The organism is Mycetohabitans sp. B3, assembly GCF_021498065.1.
Lineage (GTDB): Bacteria > Pseudomonadota > Gammaproteobacteria > Burkholderiales > Burkholderiaceae > Mycetohabitans.
Map to the genome: position 1 here is coordinate 62,683 of NZ_JAHLKN010000037.1, position 24,496 is coordinate 87,178.

At 63.1% G+C, this 24,496-nt stretch carries 22 protein-coding genes, 4 pseudogenes and 1 riboswitch; of the genes and pseudogenes, 19 read left to right on the top strand and 7 right to left on the bottom strand.

Annotated elements, in window-relative coordinates; genetic code table 11:
• Nucleotides 1-72: 72 nt before the first annotated feature.
• Complete coding sequence (locus tag KQH55_RS11810) at nt 73-1,725, top strand: DEAD/DEAH box helicase (protein ID WP_235091088.1); 1,653 nt, start codon at nt 73-75, stop codon at nt 1,723-1,725.
• Here the strand turns inward: KQH55_RS11810 and KQH55_RS11815 are convergent.
• Both KQH55_RS11815 and KQH55_RS11820 read right to left on the bottom strand, forming a co-directional pair.
• A complete protein-coding gene (locus tag KQH55_RS11815) occupies nt 1,722-2,219 on the bottom strand; it encodes a hypothetical protein (protein ID WP_235091097.1) in 498 nt (165 codons plus the stop codon). The genes KQH55_RS11810 and KQH55_RS11815 overlap by 4 nt on opposite strands.
• 84 nt (nt 2,220-2,303) lie before the next feature.
• On the bottom strand, nt 2,304-3,131 hold the full coding sequence (locus KQH55_RS11820) for a ferritin-like domain-containing protein (RefSeq protein WP_076787696.1): 828 nt from the start codon (nt 3,129-3,131) through the stop codon (nt 2,304-2,306).
• Nucleotides 3,132-3,396: 265 nt separating this feature from the next.
• Between KQH55_RS11820 and KQH55_RS11825 the strand changes: the two genes are divergently transcribed.
• Nucleotides 3,397-4,176, top strand: coding sequence for a DeoR/GlpR family DNA-binding transcription regulator (locus KQH55_RS11825; protein ID WP_076786122.1), 780 nt, complete (start codon nt 3,397-3,399; stop codon nt 4,174-4,176).
• A gap of 163 nt (nt 4,177-4,339) precedes the next feature.
• Nucleotides 4,340-4,579, top strand: a pseudogene (locus KQH55_RS11830) (PepSY domain-containing protein); the annotation flags it as partial.
• Between the two features lie 115 nt (nt 4,580-4,694).
• Here the strand turns inward: KQH55_RS11830 and KQH55_RS11835 are convergent.
• The gene (locus tag KQH55_RS11835) at nt 4,695-5,006 is read right to left on the bottom strand and encodes a hypothetical protein (protein ID WP_235091099.1); all 312 of its coding nucleotides are present in this window, start codon (nt 5,004-5,006) and stop codon (nt 4,695-4,697) included.
• A 183-nt stretch (nt 5,007-5,189) separates the two neighbouring features.
• Between KQH55_RS11835 and glpD the strand changes: the two genes are divergently transcribed.
• Nucleotides 5,190-6,749, top strand: coding sequence for a glycerol-3-phosphate dehydrogenase (glpD, locus tag KQH55_RS11840; protein ID WP_235091101.1), 1,560 nt, complete (start codon nt 5,190-5,192; stop codon nt 6,747-6,749).
• Between the two features lie 53 nt (nt 6,750-6,802).
• Nucleotides 6,803-8,305 (top strand): glycerol kinase GlpK, encoded by a 1,503-nt coding sequence (gene glpK, locus KQH55_RS11845; RefSeq protein WP_235091103.1) that lies wholly within the window; start codon nt 6,803-6,805, stop codon nt 8,303-8,305.
• Here the strand turns inward: glpK and KQH55_RS11850 are convergent.
• Nucleotides 8,269-8,609: pseudogene (locus KQH55_RS11850) on the bottom strand (hypothetical protein); the annotation flags it as partial. The gene glpK and the pseudogene KQH55_RS11850 overlap by 37 nt on opposite strands.
• A 124-nt stretch (nt 8,610-8,733) precedes the next feature.
• Nucleotides 8,734-8,911, top strand: a riboswitch (FMN riboswitch).
• Between the two features lie 132 nt (nt 8,912-9,043).
• On the opposite strand from KQH55_RS11850, the gene ribB reads away from it, so the two are divergent.
• A complete protein-coding gene (gene ribB / locus KQH55_RS11855) occupies nt 9,044-9,787 on the top strand; it encodes a 3,4-dihydroxy-2-butanone-4-phosphate synthase (protein ID WP_373566390.1) in 744 nt (247 codons plus the stop codon).
• Here ribB and KQH55_RS16715 read toward each other — a convergent pair.
• Nucleotides 9,784-10,071 (bottom strand): annotated as a pseudogene (locus tag KQH55_RS16715) (MFS transporter); the annotation flags it as partial. The gene ribB and the pseudogene KQH55_RS16715 sit on opposite strands and share 4 nt — an antisense overlap.
• A 34-nt stretch (nt 10,072-10,105) precedes the next feature.
• Here KQH55_RS16715 and KQH55_RS11860 point away from each other — a divergent pair.
• From KQH55_RS11860 to lnt, 7 genes and pseudogenes are all read left to right on the top strand, one after another.
• Nucleotides 10,106-10,336: pseudogene (locus tag KQH55_RS11860) on the top strand (hypothetical protein); the annotation flags it as partial.
• A 49-nt stretch (nt 10,337-10,385) separates the two neighbouring features.
• A complete protein-coding gene (gene miaB, locus KQH55_RS11865; protein WP_076796239.1) occupies nt 10,386-11,747 on the top strand; it encodes a tRNA (N6-isopentenyl adenosine(37)-C2)-methylthiotransferase MiaB in 1,362 nt (453 codons plus the stop codon).
• Nucleotides 11,748-11,769: 22 nt separating this feature from the next.
• Nucleotides 11,770-12,918, top strand: a complete 1,149-nt coding sequence (locus tag KQH55_RS11870) for a PhoH family protein (RefSeq protein ID WP_076796241.1) — start codon at nt 11,770-11,772, stop codon at nt 12,916-12,918.
• Complete coding sequence (ybeY, locus tag KQH55_RS11875) at nt 12,915-13,388, top strand: rRNA maturation RNase YbeY (protein WP_076796244.1); 474 nt, start codon at nt 12,915-12,917, stop codon at nt 13,386-13,388. The genes KQH55_RS11870 and ybeY overlap by 4 nt, the downstream gene beginning before the upstream one ends.
• 21 nt (nt 13,389-13,409) lie before the next feature.
• Complete coding sequence (locus KQH55_RS11880) at nt 13,410-14,201, top strand: gamma-glutamylcyclotransferase (protein WP_083703709.1); 792 nt, start codon at nt 13,410-13,412, stop codon at nt 14,199-14,201.
• Between the two features lie 52 nt (nt 14,202-14,253).
• The gene (locus tag KQH55_RS11885; protein WP_076786115.1) at nt 14,254-15,144 is read left to right on the top strand and encodes an HlyC/CorC family transporter; all 891 of its coding nucleotides are present in this window, start codon (nt 14,254-14,256) and stop codon (nt 15,142-15,144) included.
• Nucleotides 15,145-15,185: 41 nt separating this feature from the next.
• A complete protein-coding gene (gene lnt, locus KQH55_RS11890) occupies nt 15,186-16,835 on the top strand; it encodes an apolipoprotein N-acyltransferase (RefSeq protein WP_076796247.1) in 1,650 nt (549 codons plus the stop codon).
• Here lnt and KQH55_RS16975 read toward each other — a convergent pair.
• Entirely contained in the window at nt 16,730-17,077 is a 348-nt protein-coding gene (locus KQH55_RS16975; RefSeq protein ID WP_338893456.1) for a PIN domain-containing protein, read from the bottom strand. The genes lnt and KQH55_RS16975 overlap by 106 nt on opposite strands.
• A 121-nt stretch (nt 17,078-17,198) precedes the next feature.
• Entirely contained in the window at nt 17,199-17,261 is a 63-nt protein-coding gene (locus tag KQH55_RS16980) for a hypothetical protein (protein ID WP_373566393.1), read from the bottom strand.
• Between the two features lie 338 nt (nt 17,262-17,599).
• On the opposite strand from KQH55_RS16980, the gene KQH55_RS11895 reads away from it, so the two are divergent.
• The 6 genes from KQH55_RS11895 (at nt 17,600) to KQH55_RS11920 (ending at nt 24,487) form a co-directional block, all read left to right on the top strand.
• On the top strand, nt 17,600-18,601 hold the full coding sequence (locus tag KQH55_RS11895) for an aminoglycoside N(3)-acetyltransferase (RefSeq protein ID WP_235091105.1): 1,002 nt from the start codon (nt 17,600-17,602) through the stop codon (nt 18,599-18,601).
• Between the two features lie 185 nt (nt 18,602-18,786).
• The gene (gene glyQ / locus KQH55_RS11900) at nt 18,787-19,800 is read left to right on the top strand and encodes a glycine--tRNA ligase subunit alpha (RefSeq protein ID WP_235091106.1); all 1,014 of its coding nucleotides are present in this window, start codon (nt 18,787-18,789) and stop codon (nt 19,798-19,800) included.
• A 24-nt stretch (nt 19,801-19,824) separates the two neighbouring features.
• Nucleotides 19,825-21,927 (top strand): glycine--tRNA ligase subunit beta, encoded by a 2,103-nt coding sequence (gene glyS, locus KQH55_RS11905; protein ID WP_235091108.1) that lies wholly within the window; start codon nt 19,825-19,827, stop codon nt 21,925-21,927.
• A 43-nt stretch (nt 21,928-21,970) separates the two neighbouring features.
• The gene (gene gmhB / locus KQH55_RS11910; protein WP_139337063.1) at nt 21,971-22,522 is read left to right on the top strand and encodes a D-glycero-beta-D-manno-heptose 1,7-bisphosphate 7-phosphatase; all 552 of its coding nucleotides are present in this window, start codon (nt 21,971-21,973) and stop codon (nt 22,520-22,522) included.
• A 42-nt stretch (nt 22,523-22,564) separates the two neighbouring features.
• On the top strand, nt 22,565-23,344 hold the full coding sequence (locus KQH55_RS11915; RefSeq protein ID WP_235091110.1) for a 1-acyl-sn-glycerol-3-phosphate acyltransferase: 780 nt from the start codon (nt 22,565-22,567) through the stop codon (nt 23,342-23,344).
• A gap of 60 nt (nt 23,345-23,404) precedes the next feature.
• Complete coding sequence (locus KQH55_RS11920) at nt 23,405-24,487, top strand: M48 family metallopeptidase (RefSeq protein WP_235091111.1); 1,083 nt, start codon at nt 23,405-23,407, stop codon at nt 24,485-24,487.
• Nucleotides 24,488-24,496: the final 9 nt, after the last annotated feature.

Sequence of the window (24,496 nt, forward strand, 5' to 3'; positions counted from 1 at the left end):
CTTCAGACTTTCACTGCACCGATTCGCGACTGATGCGCGTTGCGCGCCGGACCGGTGACGACACCATCCAATATGTCATTTGATTCTCTCGGCTTGTCCGAACCTCTGGTTCGTGCAGTCAACGAACTCGGCTACACGACGCCGACACCGATCCAGCGGCAAGCCATTCCGGCCGTGCTCGGCGGCGGCGACCTGCTGGCTGGCGCACAAACCGGCACCGGCAAGACTGCCGGTTTCACGCTGCCGATTCTGGAAAGGCTATCCCATTCGCGCGCGACATCGAGCAAAGTACCGGTTCGCGCCCTGATCTTGACGCCGACACGCGAATTGGCCGCGCAAGTCGAGCAAAGCGTGCGCGAATACGGCAAGTACCTCAAGCTGCGCTCGACGGTCATGTTCGGCGGCGTCGGCATCAACCCGCAAATCGACGCGCTGCGGCGCGGCGTCGACATCGTCGTGGCCACGCCTGGACGATTACTAGATCACCTTCAGCAGCGCACGATCGACCTCAGCAGCCTGCAGATCCTGGTGCTCGACGAGGCCGACCGGATGCTGGATATGGGCTTTATCCACGACATCAAGCGGGTGCTCAAGCATCTGCCTTTGCAGCGCCAGAACCTGCTGTTCTCGGCGACATTCTCCGACGAGATCAAGGCGCTCGCGGACAACCTGCTCGATTCGCCAGCGCTAATCGAAGTGGCCCGTCGCAATACCACCGCCGAGACGGTCACCCAAACGATCTATCCGGTCGATCGCGACCGCAAGCGCGAGCTACTCACGCATTTGATTAAGGCGCACAACTGGTTTCAGGTGCTCGTGTTCACGCGCACCAAGCACGGCGCAAACCGGCTTGCCGAACAGTTGACGAAGGACGGTATCAGCGCCCTGGCTATCCACGGCAACAAAAGCCAAGCGGCCCGGACCCGGGCATTGTCAGAATTCAAGGACGGCACGCTGCAAGTGTTGGTCGCTACCGACATCGCAGCGCGCGGCATCGACATCGACCAATTGCCGCATGTGGTGAATTTTGACCTGCCGAATGTTCCGGAAGACTACGTGCACCGTATCGGCCGAACAGGCCGCGCGGGCGCGACGGGCGAGGCCGTATCGCTAGTCTGCGTCGACGAACATCAATTGCTGACGGACATCGAGCGCCTAATTAAGCGCACGTTGCCGCGCGAGGTCATTGCCGGTTTCGAACCGGATCCCAACGCGAAACCAGAGCCAATCCAGCGGCGCAGCCAGCCGGCGCGCGGCGCGGGGCCACGCGAACCCCGCCGCGCCGGCGCCAAGCCACAAGTTGGTCAAGCGGCGAAACCACCAGCGGCGCCAGCGGCCAAATCCCGCACAGGGGCAGCGGCTAAGCTAGGGGCAGCTGCCAAGTCAGGGGCAGCTGCCAAGTCACAACCGGCGGCGCCAGCCAGGTCGCCGGCGGGGGCAGCCGCCAACCTGCGGCCCGCACAGGCGGGCAAATCCCCGTCGACGCACACTGCGAAGCCGGGCGCCGCGCCAGCAGGCAAGCGCAGCGGCGCGGTGCCCCAGATCGCGCCAGGGCGGCATCGCGAAGCGACCACTCCTTCGTCGCACGGTGGCCGTGACAAACGAATGGCGCCAGCACAGGAGCGCGACGCACGGCAGCCGCGCGCATCCGAATCACCGCCACGGCGCAACGGCGGCCCGGGTGCGCTGCTCGGCGGTGGTACCAAGAAGGGCTCGTCGCGCTAGTCGTGCGCGAGCAGCGCTCGGATTTGCGCGTCCCAACGCGCAAGCACGGCAGCGCGCGCGGGCTCGAGCAGCTCGAACGTGACGCCGGCTACGAGTTGTGCATAGTCGACGCGCTGCCATTGTGCCGCCTCCAGCACGGCGTCGAATACAGTCAGCGTCGTCGCGTCCTGCCGGCGCGGCGTGCTCACGCCCAGGCGCACCTGATACCACGCGTGCCCGAAAACGAACTCGAGCAGTGCGTTGCCGCCGGCGGCAAGAGCCCGCGCGGTGCGGGATTGCGGCCATAGCGCGAACCGCACACCGTGGGGATCAGGCACGACAATTTCGCCCACGCTGAGCAGCGACGTGCAAGGCCAGCGGAGCGGATCGACGGCGATCAATGAGGCCGCAAACGACGCCTTGTCATGCAGATGCGTGCCATCGAACCAGGCGCGCAGCACATCGGGCCACTCATCGAATGTGCCTCGTATCAGCGCGGTCTGCCGATCCGTCATCGTCTTCTCCGATTCGTCAATGGCGGCTCGCGCGCAGCGAGCCGTCCGTGATCGTCGACCGAGCGCCGCCGTACGCCATACTAGCTAGCGAAAAAATACGTGCTGCGTGATCTTGGCCAGCGGATAATGCACGCTGGGTTGGATTTTCGCTGGCAGGTCGAGCGGCTTGAGCAGCATCTTCACGCACATGTCGGCCGATAAGTGCCTGCGTATCAGCGTGTTCACGCGCGCCGCCTTTTCCCGCATGTAGGTGCTATTGCGAACCTGTGCAGGATATCTGACCGCGAACACATGTCGCAACGCGATCTCCGAATCTTCGTTCTTGATTTCCATCACGCGGCGCATCAGCGCGCCAAGCACCGCAAGGCGGCCATTGCCCTCAATCTGGTTGTACTTCTTGAAAAACTTGAAGAAGTACTTGTAATGCCGCACCTCGTCACTACGAATGTTGTCGGTGATCTGCTTGAGCACCGGCTCGTCTGAGCACTCGTTGATCGCGCGATACAACGTAGCCGTACCGGTCTCCACCACGCAGCGTGCGACCATTTCCAACGCCCGGGTCTTTTCGAACTCTTCCAACGAGCACGTTTTCGAATACTCGTCAAAAAAATGCTCAAATGCCAGGTCCCAATCGAACTCTGGCCAAACATAATTGATATAGGCCTTCAGCGCACGGCCGTGCTGCAACTCCTCGTGTTCCCAATGCTGGTTCAGCCATCCGGACACTTCTGGATCGCCATCGAAGAACGCGCTGAGGTTACTGGTATACAAATCCGAGCCGCTTTCAATAAACGATGCCGCGCATAACAGCAGCAGCAAATCCTCGTTCACAGCGGCGCGCGAACGATCGATCCGCGACAAATCGATATCCTCGATACGCCACGGCAACACAGTTTGAGTGTCGGTTTGCATTTTTTCCTCCGAAGCCTGCGCCCCGGCACGCCTGCACCCCTGCTCGCAGTGCTTGATCCGGGTATCGGTTCGCGACTTCTGCATGCCCTACGTAGTATCGGTTGCAGTTTAACGTGCCGCGCCCGACTCTGCTGACCTGGAACAGACCGGGCATTCGTCCAGGCAGTTCCAATAGTCCGTGCCAAAAAGAACATTCGCTATACATCGTGTGTGGGCCTTTACAATACGCGAACCCGGACCGCTTCGCGACCATGCTAACAAGAACATGACCCGAGACCCGCGCATCACGTTGAATGCACGCCAGCAGGAATTGCTCGATTGCGTTCAGCATGAAGGCTTCGTTACTGTCGAGAACCTTGCTGCACGCTTTCACGTCACGCCGCAGACGATCCGGCGCGACGTGAATTGGCTCGCCGAAATAAACTTGCTGCGTCGCCACCACGGCGGAGTCACGTTGCCTACCAGTTCGGAAAACGTATCGTATACCGCGCGCCAACGCATGTTCCATGAGGAGAAGCGGCGCATCGCCGCACTCGCCGCCAGCCATATTCCAGACCAGGCGTCGCTGTTCATTAATTTGGGCACGACGACCGAGGAAGTGGCGCGTGCGCTAAATCGCCATCGCGGCCTGCGCGTGATCACCAACAACCTGAACGTCGCGGCGGTCATGAGCGGCTATGCCGAATGCGAGGTGCTCGTCACCGGAGGCATCGTTCGTCCGTGGGACCAGGGCGTGGTCGGCGAGATGGCAATCGATTTCATCCGCCAATTCAAGGTTGACTATGCGTTGATCGGCATCTCGAGCATCGAACTGGACGGCACGCTGCGCGACTTCGATACGCGCGAGGTTAGGGTGGCAGAGGCCATTATCGAGCACGCACGCAGCGTGTTCCTGGTGGCGGACCATTCGAAGTTCGGGCGCCCCGCGCTGGTGCGCCTTGGCCATTTGAGCCAGGTCGACGCGCTGTTTACCGACGCGCCGACACCCAGTGAGATGACAGAGGTCATTCTGGCGGCGGGCACTGACGTTCACGTCGCCAATTGAACACGGCAACGCGCGCCACAAACATTTCACGCTTGCATGAGCGCCGTCGCTCGGTTTGCTTGTCACTGGAGAACAACGATGCTGAAGTCTGCGTGAATTCGCCACGCTTTTGCTAGTGAAGGACGCACCGAAACAGGATTCCCCAGTCTCGCGGGACCGATCCGGCGTCGGCCCGGCGGTGCTTTACTTCGATGCACGCGACGGGCGCTTGATCGGCGAGCGGATTCCATGGCAAGGCACCGCTGCCGATATTTTCGTGCAGATGCAATTCCCGCTGCATTCCGGGCGCATCACTGGCCTGCCAGGTCGGATCGCGATTTCGGCGATGGGCATCGTCGTCGCCATGCTGTCGGTGACCGGCGTCGTGATCTGGTACCGCAAGCGCCGCGCGCGCATGCTCTAGTACGACACTCGCCTCGCCGCCAGCGCTGCCACGGGCGCGCCCAAGCGCCGAGGAACGTAAAAACACAGCCGCCAGGACATCATTCCGGTGACGCCCAATTTGCCACGCCAGCGGCTCACGTCACCCAGCGTCCGGGCACTGTCCTTGCATCGGGTGCCACCCGGCGACTAGGCTCCCTCCCAGCGTCGAACGTCACTCGACGGCTGAGCACCTTCCAAGCGTCGAACAGCACCCAACGACTAGGCATCCTCCCAGCGTCGAACAGCACCCGACGGCTAGACACACTTCCAGCGTCGAACAGCACCCGACGGCTGGACATCCTCCCAGCGTCGAACAGCACCCGGTGGCTGAGCTCCCTCCCAGCGTCGAATATCATCCGGCGGCCAGGCATCGCCTCAGCCCAGAACACCACCCGGCGACTGGGCATATGCGCTGAACGTCTCTTCCGTTGCCCGAACGTCCAACGTTCTGTCACATATTTGAATATCTTGATATTTTTAAGTTTATTCGCTAAATTTTCGTTTGCGAAAATTTAATGTTGCTAATCGCGCATAGGCAAGGACGCAGCGCGGGGACCGCGCGGCGGTGCCGTCACATTCGGAGGGATAAGGTGGACAACACGGATCACTACGATCTACTGGTCGTTGGCGGCGGCATCAATGGCGCGGGTATTGCGCGAGACGCGACAGGCCGTGGACTAAAGGTGTTGCTGTGCGAGCAAGACGACCTCGCAGCGCACACGTCTTCAGCCAGCACAAAGCTGATCCACGGCGGGCTACGCTATCTCGAATACTACGAGTTCGGGCTGGTCAGAAAAGCGCTGCAGGAGCGCGAAGTTCTGCTACGCGCAGCGCCGCACATCATTCGCCCACTGCGTTTCGTGATGCCGCACATGCCACACCTGCGCCCGGCATGGCTAATCCGCGCCGGGCTGTTCTTGTACGACCACCTCGCCCGGCGCGAGATGCTGCCCGGCTCAGAAAGCATCGACTTGCGCACCCATCCGTGCGGCACGCCGCTGGTGGATTCGATCACGCGCGGCTTCGTCTATTCGGATGGTTGGGTCGACGATGCGCGACTGGTCGTGCTCAACGCGCTCGACGCGCAGCTTCGCGGCGCGACGATCCTAACGCGCACGCGGCTGGTGAGCGCGCAGCGCAACGGCTCATCGTGGGACGCACAACTGCGCTCACGCGACGGACGGCTGCAACAGGTTCGCGCGCGCGCCATCGCCAATGCCGCGGGTCCGTGGGTCGGCGAGTTGCTGACCGACACGTTGAAGCTGGGCGCGCAGCATCGCGTCCGACTTGTTAAGGGTAGTCACATCGTCACGCGCAAGCTGTTCGATCATGATTTCGCGTATATCTTCCAGAACCCCGACAAGCGCATCATCTTCGCCATTCCCTACCAAAAAGACTTTACGCTGATCGGCACGACCGACGTCGAATACCATGACGACGCCTCGCGCGTGCAAATCGATGAAAGCGAAGTCGCGTATTTGTGTGAATCGGTGAACCGCTATTTCAAGCGCTCGATCGCGCGTACCGACGTGGTATGGACATACGCGGGTGTCCGCCCGCTGCTGGAGAACGACGAGAGCGCCACCGCGTCAGCAGTCACGCGTGACTACCGCTTAGACCTAGACATGCCCCCGGGGCAGGCGCCGATCCTATCGGTGTTCGGCGGCAAGATCACGACGTTCCGCAAGCTCGCCGAAGAAGCGCTGGACCGCCTCAGCGGGCCGCTGGCGATCACGCAACCGGCCTGGACCCGCGATGCGCCGCTGCCCGGCGGCGATATCGCCGGCTCGAACTTTGCGGCGTTTGCCGAGCAATTCGCGGCGCGTCATCGGTGGCTGCCCGACACGCTTGCACGGCGCTACGCGCACGCATATGGCACACGCGTCGAGCGGTTGCTGCAAAGCGCGAAAGAGCTGTCCGATCTAGGCACGGAAATTGCCCCCGGCTTGTACGAAGCCGAATTGCGCTACTTGCGTGACGAGGAATGGGCGTGCAGCGCCGAGGACGTGCTGTGGCGCCGCTCCAAGGTTGGCCTGCGACTGGACGCCCAGGCAGTCGGCAACGTGCAGGCCTGGTTCGAGCGATTCGGCGGCGATGCGCATGCCACCGCCGAACCCAATTTGCGCCTCGCCCGCGCGGTTCACGTGTAACCTGGCCAGCGGCCTGGCGCCGCGGGCAAAATAGAAAGCCCGAGGAGACGCCAATGACTGACCGCTACATTCTTGCACTCGACCAGGGCACTACCAGTTCGCGCGCGATTGTGTTCGATCACGGTGGACATGTCGTGTCCGTGTCGCAGAAGGAATTCCGCCAGATCTATCCGCAGCCCGGCTGGGTCGAGCACGATCCGCGCGAAATGTGGTCGACCCAGGCCGGCGTCGCCGCCGAAGCCGTGGTCGGAGCTGGGCTCAGTGCCACGTCGATCGCCGCAATCGGCATTACGAATCAACGCGAGACCACGATCGTCTGGGACCGCGATACTGGCGAGCCGGTCTACAACGCGATCGTGTGGCAGGACCGCCGTACCGCCGGCTTGTGCAACGAGCTGAAGGCGCGCGGCTTGGAAACGACGGTGCGCGAGAAGACCGGCCTGCCGATCGATGCTTATTTTTCCGCCACCAAAATCCGCTGGATCCTGGACCACGTCGATGGCGCGCGCGCCAAGGCGGCGCAGGGTAAGCTCGCCTTCGGCACCGTCGACAGTTGGCTAATGTGGAACCTGAGCGGACGCCAGTTGCATGTGACGGACGCGACCAACGCGTCACGTACGATGCTGTTCAATATCCATACCCTGCAGTGGGACGATGCGCTGCTCGCGCTATTCGACATCCCGCGTTCGATGCTGCCCGAGGTGTACCAGTCCTCGCAGATCTACGCCGACACACAGACGAGCCTGTTTAACGCCACCATTCCGCTCGCCGGTGTGGCCGGTGATCAGCACGCCGCGCTGTTCGGCCAGATGTGCACGGGTGCCGGCATGGTCAAGAACACCTACGGCACCGGCTGCTTTCTGGTGATGAATACGGGCGAGCAGCCGATCGAATCGCGCAATAACCTCGTGACCACGATCGCATGGCAGATCGGTAACCAGGTAACGTACGCGCTGGAAGGGAGTATTTTTATCGCCGGGGCGCTCGTGCAATGGCTGCGCGATGAACTGGGCATCATCCGGCACGCACGGGACATCGAAGCACTGGCGCGCTCGGTCGAGCATACGGACGGCGTGACAATCGTGCCCGCTTTCGCCGGACTGGGCGCACCGCACTGGAACGCCAACGCGCGGGGCACCGTGTTCGGCATTACGCGTGGCACGCAGGTCGGCCATCTTGCCCGGGCGGCCCTCGAGGCGATCGCTTACCAGTCGATCGACGTGGTCCGCGCAATGGAAGCAGACGCTGGACTGCACATCGGCGAGCTTCGCGTGGACGGGGGTGCGGTGGAAAACGACCTGCTAATGCAGATTCAAGCCGACCTGCTCGGCGTGGACGTGGTCCGGGCTCAAATCCAGGAAACGACTGCGTTGGGTGCTGCCTATCTGGCCGGACTCGCGGTCGGCTACTGGAACGATATTGCCGAGCTACAGCAGCAATGGCAAATGGATCGGCGTTTCGTACGCCACGCACGCGCTGAGGACGTCGAACGCGGGCTGGCGGCGTGGCATCGCGCGATTCATGCCGCGAAGGCATGGGCCGATGCAGCGTCATGAACCGCACTGTGGCCGGCCCATCTCGCTGCCGTTGTATGGCGAGCGAGTGCATAGCTGTCGCCTCGTGTGCGGCCCTCACTCCCCACCTGCAGCGGTCGCAGCGGCGTCGGTAGCGATATGTCATTTTTCGCGGCCGCGACTTCTGGGAGAATCGAGATCGCGATTTCCGGCGGCGTGCGGCTGCCGATATAAATGCCAACCGCAATGCTGACCGCCCGTACAGACCCTACAGTCTGGCGAGTTGCGCACCGTTCAAGTCAAATTCTTGGAGCCACGCACGCCGCGCTGCATTGTTGCGATGCGACGCGAATCGAATTAACTGATGGACGGCACGCCGCTACCAACCGTGCGCAGCACAACGTCGCGTGTTGTTGTATGCTCGCGGATGCCGCTCGTGCGTCATCGAACCGACGCCCGGTGGCACGTTAATGCGTCTTCAGGGCGGGGTGAAAGTCCCCACCGGCGGTATGCCGCGCACCGGTCCTTCTTCGACCGGCGCGCGACGAGCCCGCGAGCGCCGATGCGGCATGCAAACGCCGCGTCGGGTCAGCAGATCTGGTGCGATGCCAGAGCCGACGGTCATAGTCCGGATGAGAGAAGATGTGAGGGCACGACGCCGACAGCGCGCACACGGCCAGTTCGCCGTGCCGGCGGCTGCCCGTGTCGGTCTTCCTTGGGTTGTCTCTTGCCAGCCGTTGCCCTGAAACGTTTTTCGCCAACCCTTGCGAGGAGCGTTTCATGTCGAAACCCACACCGTTGTTCGAGCCGCCGACAGGCTCGGTTCTGTACCCTCGTTATCACGCCGATCCCCACGCGATCCCGACGCGCATCGCCGCCGCATTGCAGGCGATACGCGCCGGGCGTCCTGTCGTGTTACAGGATGACTTCAATCGCGAGAACGAGGCCGACCTGATCATTGCGGCCGAAAAGCTCACGATCGAGACGATGGCGCTGTTGATCCGCGAATGCAGCGGCATCGTGTGCTTGTGCCTGCCAGATGCGAAGATTCGCCAGCTTGCGCTGCCGCAGATGGTGGCGACCAACCAGAGCCGCCACGGCACTGCCTTCACCGTATCGATCGAAGCACGTGACGGCGTGAGCACCGGCGTCTCCGCAGCCGACCGGCTGACTACGATTCGCGCGGCCATCGCGGACCAGGCCAAACCGACCGACATCGTTCGTCCGGGGCACGTGTTTCCGTTGCGCGCACAACCCGGCGGCGTGCTCGCACGCCGTGGCCACACCGAAGGAACAGTCGACTTATGCTGGCTGGCCGGGCTGAAACCGGCCGGTGTGCTGTGCGAACTCATGAATCCAGACGGCACGATGACGCGCGGTGACGATGTCGAGCGTTTTGCGACGCAGCATCGACTGCCGATGCTGACAATCGAGGAATTGGTCAATTTCCGGCGCGCACTGGAGCAGCCGGGCACCGACGCGTCGATCCCAGCGCCCGCGGCACTCGGCTTGAGCACCTGCTAACCGGCGCAGGGGTTCGCGCGGCCGATACGCGCGGCGCGATGCCCAACGCCGGCGACGAGCAACGTCACCGCGAGCGCCACCAGCGCAACGGTTGCGACGGCCCACGGCAGCGCAGTCAAACCCGCCGCCGTGGGTGATCACCACCACTAAGCCATGCCGCACCCGCATTGCCGAAGTCGAACGCGTCGATATTGAGCGTGGAGACGAGAGTTCGGCGCCACGTGCGCCTTCTCAACCACGCGCATTTGCAGCGGCGGTACAGTGGCAAAAGCAACGATACCCCACGCGCGTTGTGACCGTCGCTCAAAGCGACGGCAGCGTGGCTATGACATCGCGTACAAGTCGATCTAGGATATTGCCAGCGACGTGCGCGCAGGCCACCTGCAAATCGTGATGCCGGCATGGCACGGTCATCCGGCGCCGCTGAACGCGATCGCCCACCGCAACCGGTACCGATCGCCGCGGCTGCGCTTGCTGCTCGACTTCCTGGCGGATCGTTTTGCCCGCACCCTTCGCCGACATGAGGGATGTCACCGGCTAGGCGTATAATTCCGGATTCTCCCCCGCCCCCAGATAAACGACTGCGAACGGCGACACTATGCCCAAAAAAGTCTATATAAAGACTTTTGGCTGCCAAATGAACGAGTACGATTCCGACAAGATGGTCGACGTACTTGGCGCGGCCGAAGGTCTTGTCAAAACCGACTCCCCGGAAGACGCGGACGTCATCCTGTTCAACACCTGCTCGATTCGCGAAAAGGCGCAGGAAAAGGTCTTTTCCGACCTAGGTCGGGTGCGCGAACTCAAGCAGGCGCGCCCCGACCTGCTGATCGGCGTCGGCGGCTGCGTCGCCAGCCAGGAAGGCGCGGCGATCGTCGCGCGCGCGCCCTACGTCGATCTCGTGTTCGGCCCGCAGACGCTGCATCGGCTACCCGCGATGATCGATGCGCGGCGCGCGAGCGGCCACGCGCAAGTCGACATCTCGTTTCCGGAGATCGAGAAATTCGACAACTTACCACCGCCGCGCGTTGAAGGCCCCACCGCGTTCGTATCGATCATGGAAGGCTGCAGCAAGTACTGTAGCTACTGCGTCGTGCCGTACACGCGCGGCGAAGAGGTATCCCGCCCGCTGGACGACGTGCTAACCGAGGTGGCTGGCCTGGCGGACCAGGGCGTGCGCGAGGTCACGCTACTCGGGCAGAACGTGAACGCCTATCGGGGTGCGCTCAGCGCCGGCACCGCCGAGATCGCGGATTTTTCGATGCTGATTGAGTACGTCGCGGAGATCCCGGGAATCGAGCGGATTCGCTACACGACGTCGCACCCGAAGGAATTTTCGCAACGGCTGATCGATACGTACGAAAGCGTGCCCAAGCTGGTGAGCCACCTGCACCTGCCGGTACAGCACGGCTCGGACCGGATCCTGATGGCGATGAAGCGCGGCTATACGGTACTCGAGTACAAGTCGATCGTGCGGCGGCTGCGCGCGATCCGGCCGCAGCTCTCGTTATCGACCGACTTTATCGTCGGGTTCCCTGGTGAGACCGACGGCGACCATGCCAAGACAATGAAGCTGATCGACGAAGTGCAATACGACACCAGCTTCTCGTTCATTTTCAGTCCGCGCCCCGGCACGCCGGCTGCGACCCTGCATGATGACACGCCGCGCGACGTGAAGCTTGCGCGGCTTCAGCAATTGCAGGCCGCGATCGAAGCGCACGCGGCGAAGATTAGCGAATCGATGGTCGGCACCGTGCAGCGCATCCTGGTCGAGCGCTCGGCCCGCAAGGATCCGAACGAGTTAGCCGGACGCACTGAAAACAACCGCGTGGTGAACTTTCCGGCGCCGCAGGCTTCGCACGCCCGCCTGCTCGGCCAGATGGTCGACGTCGAGATTGTCCACGCCTATCCGCATTCACTGCGCGGGGAACTCGCGCTAACGCCAGCAAGCACGCATTGACCGGCGCCCATTCTCACGCATCTTGAAGACACCTCTGCCCACGCTCGAATTCACCGCGCCTCGCGACGACAACACGCGACTGGCGAACCTGTGCGGTCCGCTCGACGAAAACCTGCGCCAGATCGAGCAGGCGCTCGATGTGACACTGTCTCGCCGCGGCCACCGAATCACGGTTCGCGGCCGCGCCGCAAAAGTCGCTCTGACCGCGCTGGAGAACTTCTACAATCTCGCACGCGATCCGCTGTCCGTCGACGATATCCAACTCGCGCTGGTCGAGGCGCGCTACAGTGCCGGGCACCCGGCACGCGCTCCAGGCCGTGCCGCCAGCCGCAGTAGCGCCCGCGCGGCGGGTGCCGAAGGCACCGAGCCGCAGCTGGCTGCAGGTGCCGACGCGACGCGGGATGAGGCAGCGCCGTTGCACCTGCACGGCGACCCCGACCATCCCTTCGATGGGCCAGCCGACGCCGAGCCGCCCGACGACGAACGCGGACCAACGCTGTACACGCGGCGCGCCGACCTGCGCGGACGCACGCCGGCGCAGCGCGATTATCTGAAGCAGATTTTGCAGCACGATGTGACGTTCGGAGTGGGACCGGCCGGCACCGGCAAGACGTACCTGGCGGTCGCCTGCGCGGTCGACGCGCTGGAACGAGACCAGGTCAAGCGGATCGTGTTGACGCGTCCGGCAGTCGAGGCCGGCGAGCGGCTCGGCTTCCTGCCCGGCGACCTCGCGCAGAAGGTCGACCCGTACCTGCGCCCGTTATACGACGCGCTGTACGACCTGCTCGGCTTTGATAAGACGGCCAAGATGTTTGAGCGCCAGATGATCGAAATCGCGCCGCTCGCGTACATGCGCGGGCGCACATTGAATCACGCGTTCATCATCCTGGACGAGGCGCAGAACACCACGCCCGAGCAGATGAAGATGTTTCTCACGCGCATCGGCTTCGGGTCCAAAGCGGTGATCACCGGCGACATCACGCAGATCGACCTACCGCGGGGCAACAAGAGCGGACTGGTGGAGGCACAACAGGTACTGCACAACGTGCGCGGTATCGCGCTGACGCATTTCACGAGTGCCGACGTGGTGCGGCATCCGCTGGTCGCACGCATCGTCGAGGCCTACGATGCACACGCCAAGCGCCATCCGGACGGCGCGCATCCGGCATGAACGCGCCCCCTGCCCCGAAGCTCACGCTCAGCGTGCAGTTCCCGGCCAAGGCGTTCGCCGCTCATAAGGCGTTGCTGCCGCGCGCTAGGATCGCCGGTTGGGTCCGCGCCGCGCTCTTCGCGCCCGCTGAGTTGACAATCCGTTTCGTCGACGAGCAAGAAGGCCGCGCGCTGAACCGTAGCTATCGCGGCAAGGACTACCCAACGAACGTGCTCACGTTCGCGTACGGGGAATCGGATAATGAGTCGGTCAGCGGCGACCTGGTGCTCTGTTGCTCGGTGGTCGAAAGCGAGGCGCGCGAGCAGCACAAGCCGCTGGACGCACACTACGCGCACCTCATCGTGCACGGCGTGCTGCACGCGCAGGGTTACGATCACGAAGATGACGAGCAGGCGCAGGAGATGGAATCGATTGAAACCGATATTCTGGCGCGACTCGGCTATCCGGACCCGTACGCGCAACAGGGCTAAACAAGCCACAGCCTACCGAGAATGATGCAAGACGAACGTGGCAACCACGCCGAACCTGACGAACGCGAGCACGATGCACCGGCGCCGCCGTGCCCCCACACGCCGGCCGTGCGCACCAGTGCCGTGCCGCCCGGGGCGGTGCCGGGTTATCCGCCCACGATCGGCGACGCACGGCTGCTGACGGACGCGGAACTGGCGGCATCGATCGAACATACGCTGGTGCATTGGGACCGCGCGAGCGACTTGTGGCTGTTCGGCTATGGATCGTTGATTTGGAATCCCGGTCTGCCAACAGTCGAATCGTGCCGCGCACGCGTGATGGGCTATCACCGGGGCCTATACCTGTGGTCGCGGATGAACCGTGGCACCCCCGAACTGCCCGGCCTGGTGCTCGCGCTGGACCGTGGCGGCTGCTGCCCGGGCATTGCGTTCCGGCTCGATGGGCACAGTGCGATGCCGCACCTGCAGGTGCTGTGGCGGCGTGAAATGTCGATGGGCTCGTACCGTCCCGCGTGGCTGCGCTGCATGCTCGATGACGGGCGCGATGTACGCGCGCTGGCATTCGTGATGCGCCGCGAAGCGGCAACCTATGCTGGCCGCGTGTCGGACGACGTCATGCGTATCGTGCTCGCCCGGGCAAGCGGCCGCTACGGCACCACCTATGACTACGTCGCGCGCACCGTCGAGGCGCTGCGGGCGCACAAAATCCCCGATGTCGCGCTCGAGAAAATGCTCGGGCGCTGCTCGGGCAACGGCGTCCGGTCAGCGACCACTACCATCGTGCGCGGCGTCACAGACGCGCATTTCGGTTAGTGTATCCTTTGTTTATCTCCATCGCGCGTCCAGTCCCGCGGGACGCTTGAAAATGAACGACCCGTATCCCAGTCGGAAAAGTCACTCGAAACATCCAGACAAACCGCGCTCGCTGCTGGAGCGCTTGACCGATCTCATCTCGCCCGAGCCGGAATCCCGTGCGGAGTTGCTCGAAATCCTGCAGGACGCACACGCACGCAACCTGATCGACGCCGACTCGCTATCGATGATCGAGGGCGTGTTCCAGGTCGCTGACCTGTGCGCCCGCGACATCATGGTGCCCCGGGCGCAGATGGATGCGATCAACATCGCCGACAGCCCCGATCAGTTTATTCCATTCGTGCTGGAGAAAGCGCACTCGCGCTACCCAGTGTACGATGGCAATCGCGACAACGTGATCGGCATCCTGCTCGCGAAGGACCTGCTGCGCTACTACGCGGAAGAGGAATTCGACGTGCGCGGCATGTTGCGCCCCGCCGTGTTCATTCCCGAGTCCAAGCGCCTGAACGTGCTGTTGCACGACTTTCGCGCGAACCACAACCATATTGCGATCGTCGTAGACGAATACGGCGGTGTCGCCGGATTGATCACCATTGAAGACGTACTCGAGCAGATCGTCGGTGACATCGAGGACGAATATGACTTTGACGAAGAGGAAGGCAACATCATCGCGACGCCGGACGGCCGCTACCGGGTACGTGCGCTGACCGAGATCGAGCAGTTCAATGAGACGTTCGGCACGCACTACTGCGATGACGAGGTCGACACGATCGGCGGCTTGGTCACGCACCGCTTCGGCCGCGTGCCGCACCGTGGCGAAAAAGTGCGCATCGACGACTTCGTGTTTGAAATTCTGCGTGGCGACGCGCGACAGGTCCATATGCTGCTTGCTAAGCACGTGCCAGCCGGCGCGCTCGCGGCCCGCGACCGCGATGATCATTAAACTCAGGGCAACCCCCACGCACGTCTTTCCTATACCGACAGATGGTCGATAAGCCGATCGCCGATCCCGCGCCGCGCGCTGCCTCACCTGGCTTCCCGCCATTGCAACACGCGTCGCGCAGCCGTCGTGCGGCGGTACTGCATTTGACGCTGGCAGGCACAATCGGCGCGCTGAATACGCTTGCGTTCGCGCCCACGCCACACGGCGGCTGGCTTGAGGTAGCGATCTTCGCCTGTGCGTTCTGGCTCGTTTCGCGCACCCGCACGCTGCGCGGCGCGTTGCTCACCGGTGGCGCATTCGGTTTCGGTCAATTCGTCAGCGGGGTGTGGTGGTTATATGTGAGCATGCATTTCTATGGCTACATGCCCGCGCTCATGGCCGGTGCCGCCGTCGTGCTGTTCTCGCTCTATCTGGCCCTTTATCCGGCGTTTTCGGCCGGACTATGGCATTTATGTCGCGCACCGCGCGGGCAATGCGCGACGTTGACGCCCAGTTGGCATGCGAGCGTGGCGTTCGCCTGCGCGTGGACGTTGGGCGAATGGTTGCGCGGGACCGTCTTCACTGGCTTTCCGTGGCTCGCAAGCGGATACGCGCAAATTGACGGACCACTAGCCGGTTTCGCGCCGCTCGTCGGCGTCTACGGGGTGGGCTGGATCCTCGCGCTCGTCGGCGCGTTGATCATACAGGCAGCCATGCGTATTGGTGGGGCGCGCAGTATGGTCACGTGGCTCGTGCCCGTCGCCGTTGCTTCAGGGCTGCTCGTTTGCGGCATGCTGCTCGCGCGCGTGACGTGGACTCAGCCGAGCGGGCCCACATTGTCAGTACGCCTGCTTCAAGGCAACGTCGGGCAGAGCATGAAATTCGATCCGGTCGGCATCCATCACGCCATTACACTGTACCAGCAGCTCATCACGGAAAAGCCGGCCGATCTGGTCGTAACGCCCGAAACTGCAATCCCATTGCCACTGTATGAAGCGCCGCCCGAGTTCGGCACGGCGGTACGGCGCTTCGTGGACGCCACACACACATCGGTCCTGTTCGGTACGGTCGGCACAACAATGACCGAAAACGGGCCGAAGAATTTGACCAACGCACTGTACGGGATCACGCCGGAATCGTCGGGCCTATACCGGTACGACAAGCATCACTTGGTGCCATTCGGCGAGTTCATCCCGTGGGGCTTCCGGTGGTTCGTCGACATGATGAAGATGCCATTGGGCGACTTCTCGCGCGGCGGCTCAATACAGCCACCGTTCGTCGTGCATGGGCAGTCAATCGCGCCGAATATCTGCTACGAGGACATTTTCGGCGAAGAGATCGCCCGCACGCTGCGCAGCCAGCCGCAACCCGCCAGCGTGCTGGTCAACTCGACGAACCTCGGCTGGTTTGGCAATACGATTGCCCTGGATCAGCACCTGCAGATGGCACGGATGCGCGCGCTCGAGACCGGGCGGCCGATGCTGCGCGCCACCAACACGGGTGCCACCGCGATGATCGATGCAGACGGCTCGGTCAAGACCCAATTGCGCCGCTTCACAGTGGGCGCCCTTGACGTACGCGTGCAAGGCCGCAGTGGCATGACGCCCTACATCATAGCCGGCAATATCACCATATTGGTCATATCGCTGGTCGGGTTGGCGATCGGGTTTGGGATGGGACGCGGCGCCCGCGCTGGCCGCCCATGCAAATAGGCACGCCGCTTCTCCCCGCGGCGTTGTTGGAAGTCCTGCTCCAGCATTGCCCGCGCCGCGTCACGCAAAGCTCTTTTGCGTCGCCCTTCGGGCAAGCGTTCGATGCCGTACTGCAATTGCGCCACCGTCACCGCGGTAAGCAACAGCGCATGTGACGCTTGGCGATCCAGCCAGGCCAGCCCCCCTGCGTCGGGCTGCGCGCGTATCAGCTCCGACAGGACATGGGTGTCAAGGACGCTCATTCAGGCAGTGCGGCCGGCCGGGCCCTTTCTGTGCGCGGTGGGAATTCCAGTTCAGGTTCGGATAACGCCGCAAAACGATGGTGGTTCCGGCGGCCCAGCCCGCCTTGCGGACTGGGCAGCATCAGTGCTTGGCGCGTACCTCCTCCTCCATCGAGCGGCCGTGCTGGGCAGCTTCAATGCGCAGTTGCGCTTTGAGCGCGTCGTCTGAGTCATCAAAATCGGCGTAGCAGGACGTTTTCGTCGACCCGCCGCCGACTAGTTTGGTTACGTTCTAACGCACGGCAACCACCCACCACCTTTTGCAAAAGCCTATTCTTTTCGGGAAACAAAAATGGAACGGTGGGTAGGCGCGATGCAGAAGCTGAGTCTCAGACGCCGATGACACAGTGGAGCCGGCACAGCCCCATGCACTGGCATGAGCTAGAACAAGTCTTGCAACAGCGCGCGCGATATTTGGGGTCAAGTATCGTGACAAGATAAGATTGTCGTGCCGTTGAACGATCAACCACACAGGAGCCGAGCATGAAACGACCTTTCTTTTGCGGTTGCCGCCGCGCGTTCACGTCATCTGTCTTCAAGGGCGTACTCGCGTTGCCGTTGGGTGCGCTGATGTCTCAAGTACGCGCGCAGTCCAGGCCGGATACGCATGAACCCCTTAGCCAACAGCCTGTGCTCCAGGACGCGCCTCGATTGACAAATTCCGTGATGACCGAACATAACCTCATCCTAAAAACCCCTGTGCCGCGGACCCGATCGAGTCTTGCCCGGCAGCTCGCGGAAGGTGGCGTGACGGCAGGTAGCACAATCCTCGTGCATTCGTCCCTCAGCTCGCTTGGGTGGGTCGCCGGAGGAGCCGTGGCCGTCATTCAAGCGCTAATGGACTGCGTCGGGCCTAACGGGACGCTGGTCATGCCAACCCACACTGCTCATTTGACCGATCCCGCAGAATGGGAAGCGCCGCCTGTGCCATCCAGCTGGGTCGAGACCCTTCGCGAAGAAATGCCGGCGTACGATCCGGCGACCACCCCGACTCGCAACATGGGCGCCGTGGCTGAACTATTTCGTACTTGGCCCGGCGCCCGCCGCAGCCTGCACCCTACCTGCTCGTTTGCTGCAATTGGGCCGCGAGCCGATCAGATCACAGCCGACCATGCGCTCGAGAGCCCGCTTGGTGAAAGGTCACCATTGGCCAAGCTCTACGACGCAGACGCCTTCGTTCTCCTTCTGGGCGTAGACTTCGACGTTTGTACGATGCTCCACCTAGCGGAACAACGGGCGTGGCCGAACAGGCCGAAAACGCGGGAAGGCTCGCCGATCCTCAAGAACGGTATCAGGCGATGGGCAGTCTACGAGGCCCCTGCCCTCCTTGACTCCGAGCACTTCCTACCGGTGGGCCGCGCGATGAAAGACCGCGGGGCAATCAAGACGTTCAGCGTGGGGAATGCACGCAGCATGCTCTTCTCTGGTCGTGAGGCGGTCGACTTTGCGATCCACACTTGGAGAGGCCAGCTCCCTCCTGCCTAATCGGCCTACGTGCCCTGTCCCGCGCCGTGGGGGCGCCCGCAGGCGTGGGCGACCCCGGTACGCGGCAAAGCGATCGGTCCCGCGCCCTTTTCCGCTAAAATCTCCCCCTTTAGCAATTTTCTTGCCCCCGGGGCGGCGGCGTGTGCCGGTGCGCACGTCCAGACGCTTCGCCTGAAAGGCATTTCATGCTCACGTTCCAGCAAATCATCCTGACCCTGCAGTCCTACTGGGACAAACAGGGCTGCGCGCTCCTGCAACCGTACGACATGGAAGTCGGCGCCGGCACGTCGCACACCGCAACGTTTCTGCGCGCGATTGGTCCCGAGCCGTGGCGCGCTGCCTATGTGCAGCCGTCGCGGCGTCCCAAGGATGGCCGCTACGGCGAAAATCCCAACCGGATGCAGCACTACTACCAGTATCAGGTCGTCCTCAAGCCAGCGCCAGAGAATATCTTGGACCTGTACTTGGGCTCGCTGCAAGCGCTCGGACTAGACCTGAAGCAGAACGATGTGCGCTTTGTCGAAGATGACTGGGAGAACCCGACGCTGGGCGCTTGGGGCCTAGGGTGGGAAGTGTGGCTCAACGGCATGGAGATCACGCAGTTCACGTACTTCCAGCAAGTCGGCGGGCTCGATTGCAAGCCGGTGCTCGGCGAGATCACGTACGGCATCGAGCGCCTGGCCATGTATCTCCAGCAGGTCGAGAACGTGTTTGATCTGGTATGGACCGAATGGGAAGAGGATGGCCCGGCCGGCAAGGTGCTGCGCCGGCTAACCTACGGCGACGTATTTCACCAGAACGAGGTCGAGCAGTCGACATACAACTTTGAGCAATCAAATGCCGAGCTGCTGTTCACGTTCTTCAACGCGTATGAGAGCGAGGCCCGGCGCATTATCGAGCAACGACTTGCGCTGCCGGCCTACGAGTTGATCCTGAAGGCCGCGCATACGTTCAATCTGCTCGATGCTCGCGGGGCGATCTCCGTGACTGAGCGCGCCGCGTACATTGGCCGCATTCGCGCGCTGTCGCGGCTGATTGCGCAGGCGTACTACGATTCGCGGGAGGCGCTCGGCTTTCCGATGCTGGGCGAGGTGGCCGGCGCGCATGCGCGCGGCACCGTCACCGCTCAGCAAGAGGCCGCCCGCCCCGATTGGGTGCCGCCGCTGAAGGTCGAGCGCAAGCTCGAAGACGACGCCTGAGACGACAGAAGAGAAGCCATCCCAATGAGTCAACCATCCACCCTGCTCGTCGAACTGCTGACCGAAGAGCTACCGCCGAAGGCGCTCGCCCGCTTGTCCAATGCCTTTGCTAACGGTTTGGTCGAACGACTCGCCGCGCGCGACCTGATCGACGTCGCTGACGGCGGCTCGCCTTCATTCGAGCCGTTCGGCACGCCGCGTCGGCTGGCGGTCGCGATCCGCAACGTGCGCGCCGTGGCGCCGCAGCGCCAGGTGCGCGAAAAAGTACTTCCCGTTTCCGTGGCACTCAACGCCAACGGGCAGCCTAGCGCGCCGCTAGCCAAAAAGCTCGCCGCGCTGGGCTTTCCGGACATGCCGCTCACGCAACTGGAGCGCGCGATGGACGGCAAGACCGAGGCGTTCTTCCTGAATTACACCGCACCGGGCGTGACATTGGAAGATGGTCTGCAGGCCGCACTAGACGAAACCCTCGCCAAACTGCCGATCCCGAAGGTCATGACGTACCAGCGGCCGGACGGCACGAGCGTGCAGTTCGTGCGCCCGGCGCACCGGCTCGTTGCGCTGCACGCGAACCGCATCGTGCCGGTTACGGCGCTCGGATTGGAGGCGGACGCGGTCACGCTCGGCCACCGGTTTCTGTCCGAGGGTCGCGTCGCGATCTTGCATGCAGACGACTATGCGCGCACGCTTGAGCAGCGCGGCAAGGTCATCGCCAGCATGCGGGCCCGCAAGGAGGCAATCCGCGCGCAATTGCTCGAGCATGCAGGCGCGGACCACGTACTGATGCCCGAGGCGCTGCTCGACGAAGTCAATGCGCTGGTCGAATGGCCGATCGTCTACGAATGCCGTTTCGATGACGCGTTCCTGCAGGTGCCGCAGGAATGCTTGATCCTAACGATGCAGACGAACCAGAAGTATTTCGCGCTGACCGACGCCAGCGGCAAGTTGCGGTCACGCTTCCTGATCGTGTCGAACGTGCAGACCCACACGCCGCAGCAAATCGTGCTGGGCAACGAGCGCGTCGTGCGTCCACGGCTGGCCGACGCGAAGTTCTTCTTCGAACAGGACCAGAAAAAGACGCTCGAGCAACGCGTGCCGCTGCTGGCCAATGTCGTGTACCACAACAAGCTGGGCTCCCAATTGCAGCGCGTCGAGCGACTCGAGGCGCTGGCGGCGGTGATCGCGCCCGGCGTCGGCGTCGATGCGCAGCGGGCAGCGCGCGCCGCGCGGCTGGCTAAGGCGGACCTGCTCACCGACATGGTAGGCGAGTTCCCAGAATTGCAAGGCACGATGGGCGCCTACTACGCACGCCACGACGGCGAACCCGACGATGTCGCGCTGGCATGCTCGGAGCACTACCGACCGCGCTTTGCTGGCGACGAGCTACCGTCCACCGCGATTAGCACCGCGGTCGCGCTCGCCGATAAGCTCGAGACGCTGGTGGGCATCTGGGGCATCGGCCTGCAGCCGACCGGCGAGAAGGACCCGTTCGCGCTGCGCCGACACGCGCTCGGCGTGCTGCGCATCGTGCTCGAAAAGCGGCTGCCGCTGGATCTGATGGACTTGTTGCGGCATGCGTACGCGCAATTTGCGTCCCAGCCGCAGGTAGCCGACCCCACCAGCGCGTTGTATGGCTTCTTCATCGACCGGCTACGCGGTTTGTTGCGCGAGCGCGGCTACGACGCTAACGAGGTGGACGCGGTACTGAGCCAGAATCCAACCCGCATTGACGACATCACCGGCCGACTCGATGCGGTACGTGAATTTGCCGCGTTGCCCGAGGCAGCATCGCTGGCAGCGGCCAACAAGCGGATCACAAACATCCTGAAGAAATCCGACGGCGCGGCCCAGCACGTCGAGACAAAGCTGTTGGTGGAACCGGCGGAACACGCGCTGTTTGAGCAGTTGCACAACGTCACGCCGACCGTGCAGGGCCGGCTTAACTCACGCGACTACACAGGCGCGCTGTCAGCGCTCGCCTCGTTGCGCGACGCGGTCGATACATTCTTCAACGACGTCATGGTCAACGCCGACGATGCTGCATTGCGGGCGAACCGGCTGGGCTTGTTGGCGCGGCTGCACGAGCAGATGAATTGCGTGGCCGATATCTCGAAGCTCGCAGCATGAGTGACGGCCGATTCTCTTTCCCGGCAAACAGCGTGAATTGACGATGCAAAAGAAACTCGTGATCCTCGATCGTGACGGCGTCGTCAACCAGGACTCCGACGCGTTCATCAAGTCACCCGACGAGTGGATCCCGATCCCAGGCAGCCTCGAGGCGATCGCGCGGCTGAACCAGGCGGGCTACCGCGTCGTAATCGCGAGCAACCAGTCGGGCATCGGTCGCGGCCTGTTCGACATGGCCACGCTCAACGAGATACACGAGAAGATGCACCGCAAGCTGACGGCGCTGGGCGGGCGGGTCGATGCCATCTTCTTCTGTCCGCATACGCCCGCCGACCATTGCGATTGCCGCAAACCGAAACCCGGCCTGCTCGCGCAGATCATCCGGCGCTTCGAGATCGATGCCGCCAGCACGCCGGTGGTCGGCGATTCGCTGCGCGACCTACAAGCCGGTGCAGCGCTGGGATTCAGCTGTCACCTGGTGCTGACCGGCAAGGGCCAGAAAACGCTGGACGCGGGCCATTTGCCGGCGGGCACGACAGTCTATTCGGACTTGCATGCGTTTGCGCTCGACTTCCTTGCCGCCGAGGCCGACTGAGCTGACGCGCCCGCACCGCCCAAAGCCTTGTACCAAACCATCATGCACGTGATTCGCTCGACGCTGTTCTTCGTTTACTTGATCGTCTATACGATCCCGTATGCATGCGCCTGCTTCATTGTTTTCCCGTTTCTGAACGCACACCGGCGCTATCGGATGGCCGTCGGCTGGTGCCGCTCGACGCTGTGGACGCTGCGGCACCTGGTCGGCGCGAGTTGGCACATCGAAGGCCTGGACAACCTGCCCGACGGCCCGGCCGTGCTGCTGTCCAAGCACCAGTCCGCGTGGGAAACGCTGGCCTTCCCGGCAATCATGCCGCGTCCATTGTGCTATGTCTTTAAGCGCGAGCTGCTGTACGTGCCATTTTTTGGTTGGGCCCTCGGAATGCTGAAGATGGTGCACATCGATCGCAACAAGGGACACAGCGCGTTCAAGTCGGTGATTCGGCAGGGCAAGGAACGGATGGCCGAGGGCTCATGGGTCATCATGTTCCCGGAAGGCACACGGGTGCCAGTGGGCAAGCGTGGCAAATATAAGACTGGCGGCACGCGCTTCGCGGTCGCTGCCGGGGTACCCGTGGTGCCGATCGCGCACAACGCCGGACACGTGTGGCCGCGCAACTCCTTCCTGAAATTTCCGGGTATAGTCACAGTGTCGATCGGCAAGCCCATCGACACCCGTAACCTGAACGCTGACGAAGTCATGGCGCGCGTCGAGGAATGGATTGAAACCGAGATGCGTCGCATCGATCCGAACGCGTATCCTGCGCAGGACGAAACGCCAGTGTATGTCAAACGCGCGTCGTCGTCCGACGCGGTCTGAGCGCGCTCCGATACGATAGCCAGCGACCCGCGCAGCGACACCCCGTCGAACCCGATAGCCATGGCTCACGCGCCCCTGCCGCGCCGCGCGGCGCTCGATTCGCGTCAACTCGACCTGCCGCTGTTCGACAGCAGCAACGCGTTGCCGGGCCTATCCGTCGAAGTCCCGGCCGGGCCAGAGCCCACCTGCGCGGCGGCACCCGCCGGCGGCGCCTGCTCACCCCGGCCCGGTGCCGAATCGATGCAACCACCGTCGGCACCGTTGCCCTCGTTGCCACCGTTGCAGGCGCAAACGCCGGTGGAGCCGCTTGCCGCACTGTTGCCATCGTTGCATCCGTCCCCCGGCCCGGCAAACGCGACGCCAGCGCCATTACTGCCGACGGGTGCCACGCCGCACAACGAGACTCAGCTGCCGGACGGCAACCGGCTGCGCTGCGTGTACCTTGGCTCGCACCGGCTCGATTATCGGCTCAAGCGTTCCGCGCGACGCACTATCGGATTCTCAATCGACGGCAACGGACTGGCCGTCACTGCACCACGTTGGACCACGCTGGCTGATATCGAAGCGGCGCTCGCCGACAAGCAGCGTTGGATCTTCGCCAAGCTGGCCGAGTGGCAAACACGCACGGAACAACGCGCACTGCCGCGGATCGTCTGGACCGATGGCGCGACCTTGCCCTATCTAGGCAAGCCGTTGACCGTCGCTATCACGTCGTCAAGCGGCACGTTGCGGCATGACCCCGAACGGGCCATGCTCGAGCTGGGCTTGCCGCCGGATGCGCACGCGCAGCAGATCAAGGATCGTGTACAGGGCTGGCTGCAGCAGGAAGCCCGACGCCTGTTCGGCGAGCGGCTCGACCTCTATGCACAACGCCTCGGTGTGCGACATAGCGCGTACGCGCTGTCATCGGCGGCAACCCGCTGGGGGAGCTGCTCGAGCGACGGCAAGATCCGGCTAAACTGGCGCTTGATCCATTTTCCGCTGTCGATCGTCGACTATGTCGTCGCGCACGAACTCGCGCATTTGCGTGAAATGAACCATAGCTCGCGTTTCTGGAACACAGTCGCGTCGATCTTCCCGGAATTCCGTGAGGCGCGCAGCTTGTTGAAGAACCATCCGCCCGAGCTGCTGCCCACGCTGTAACGCTCACCG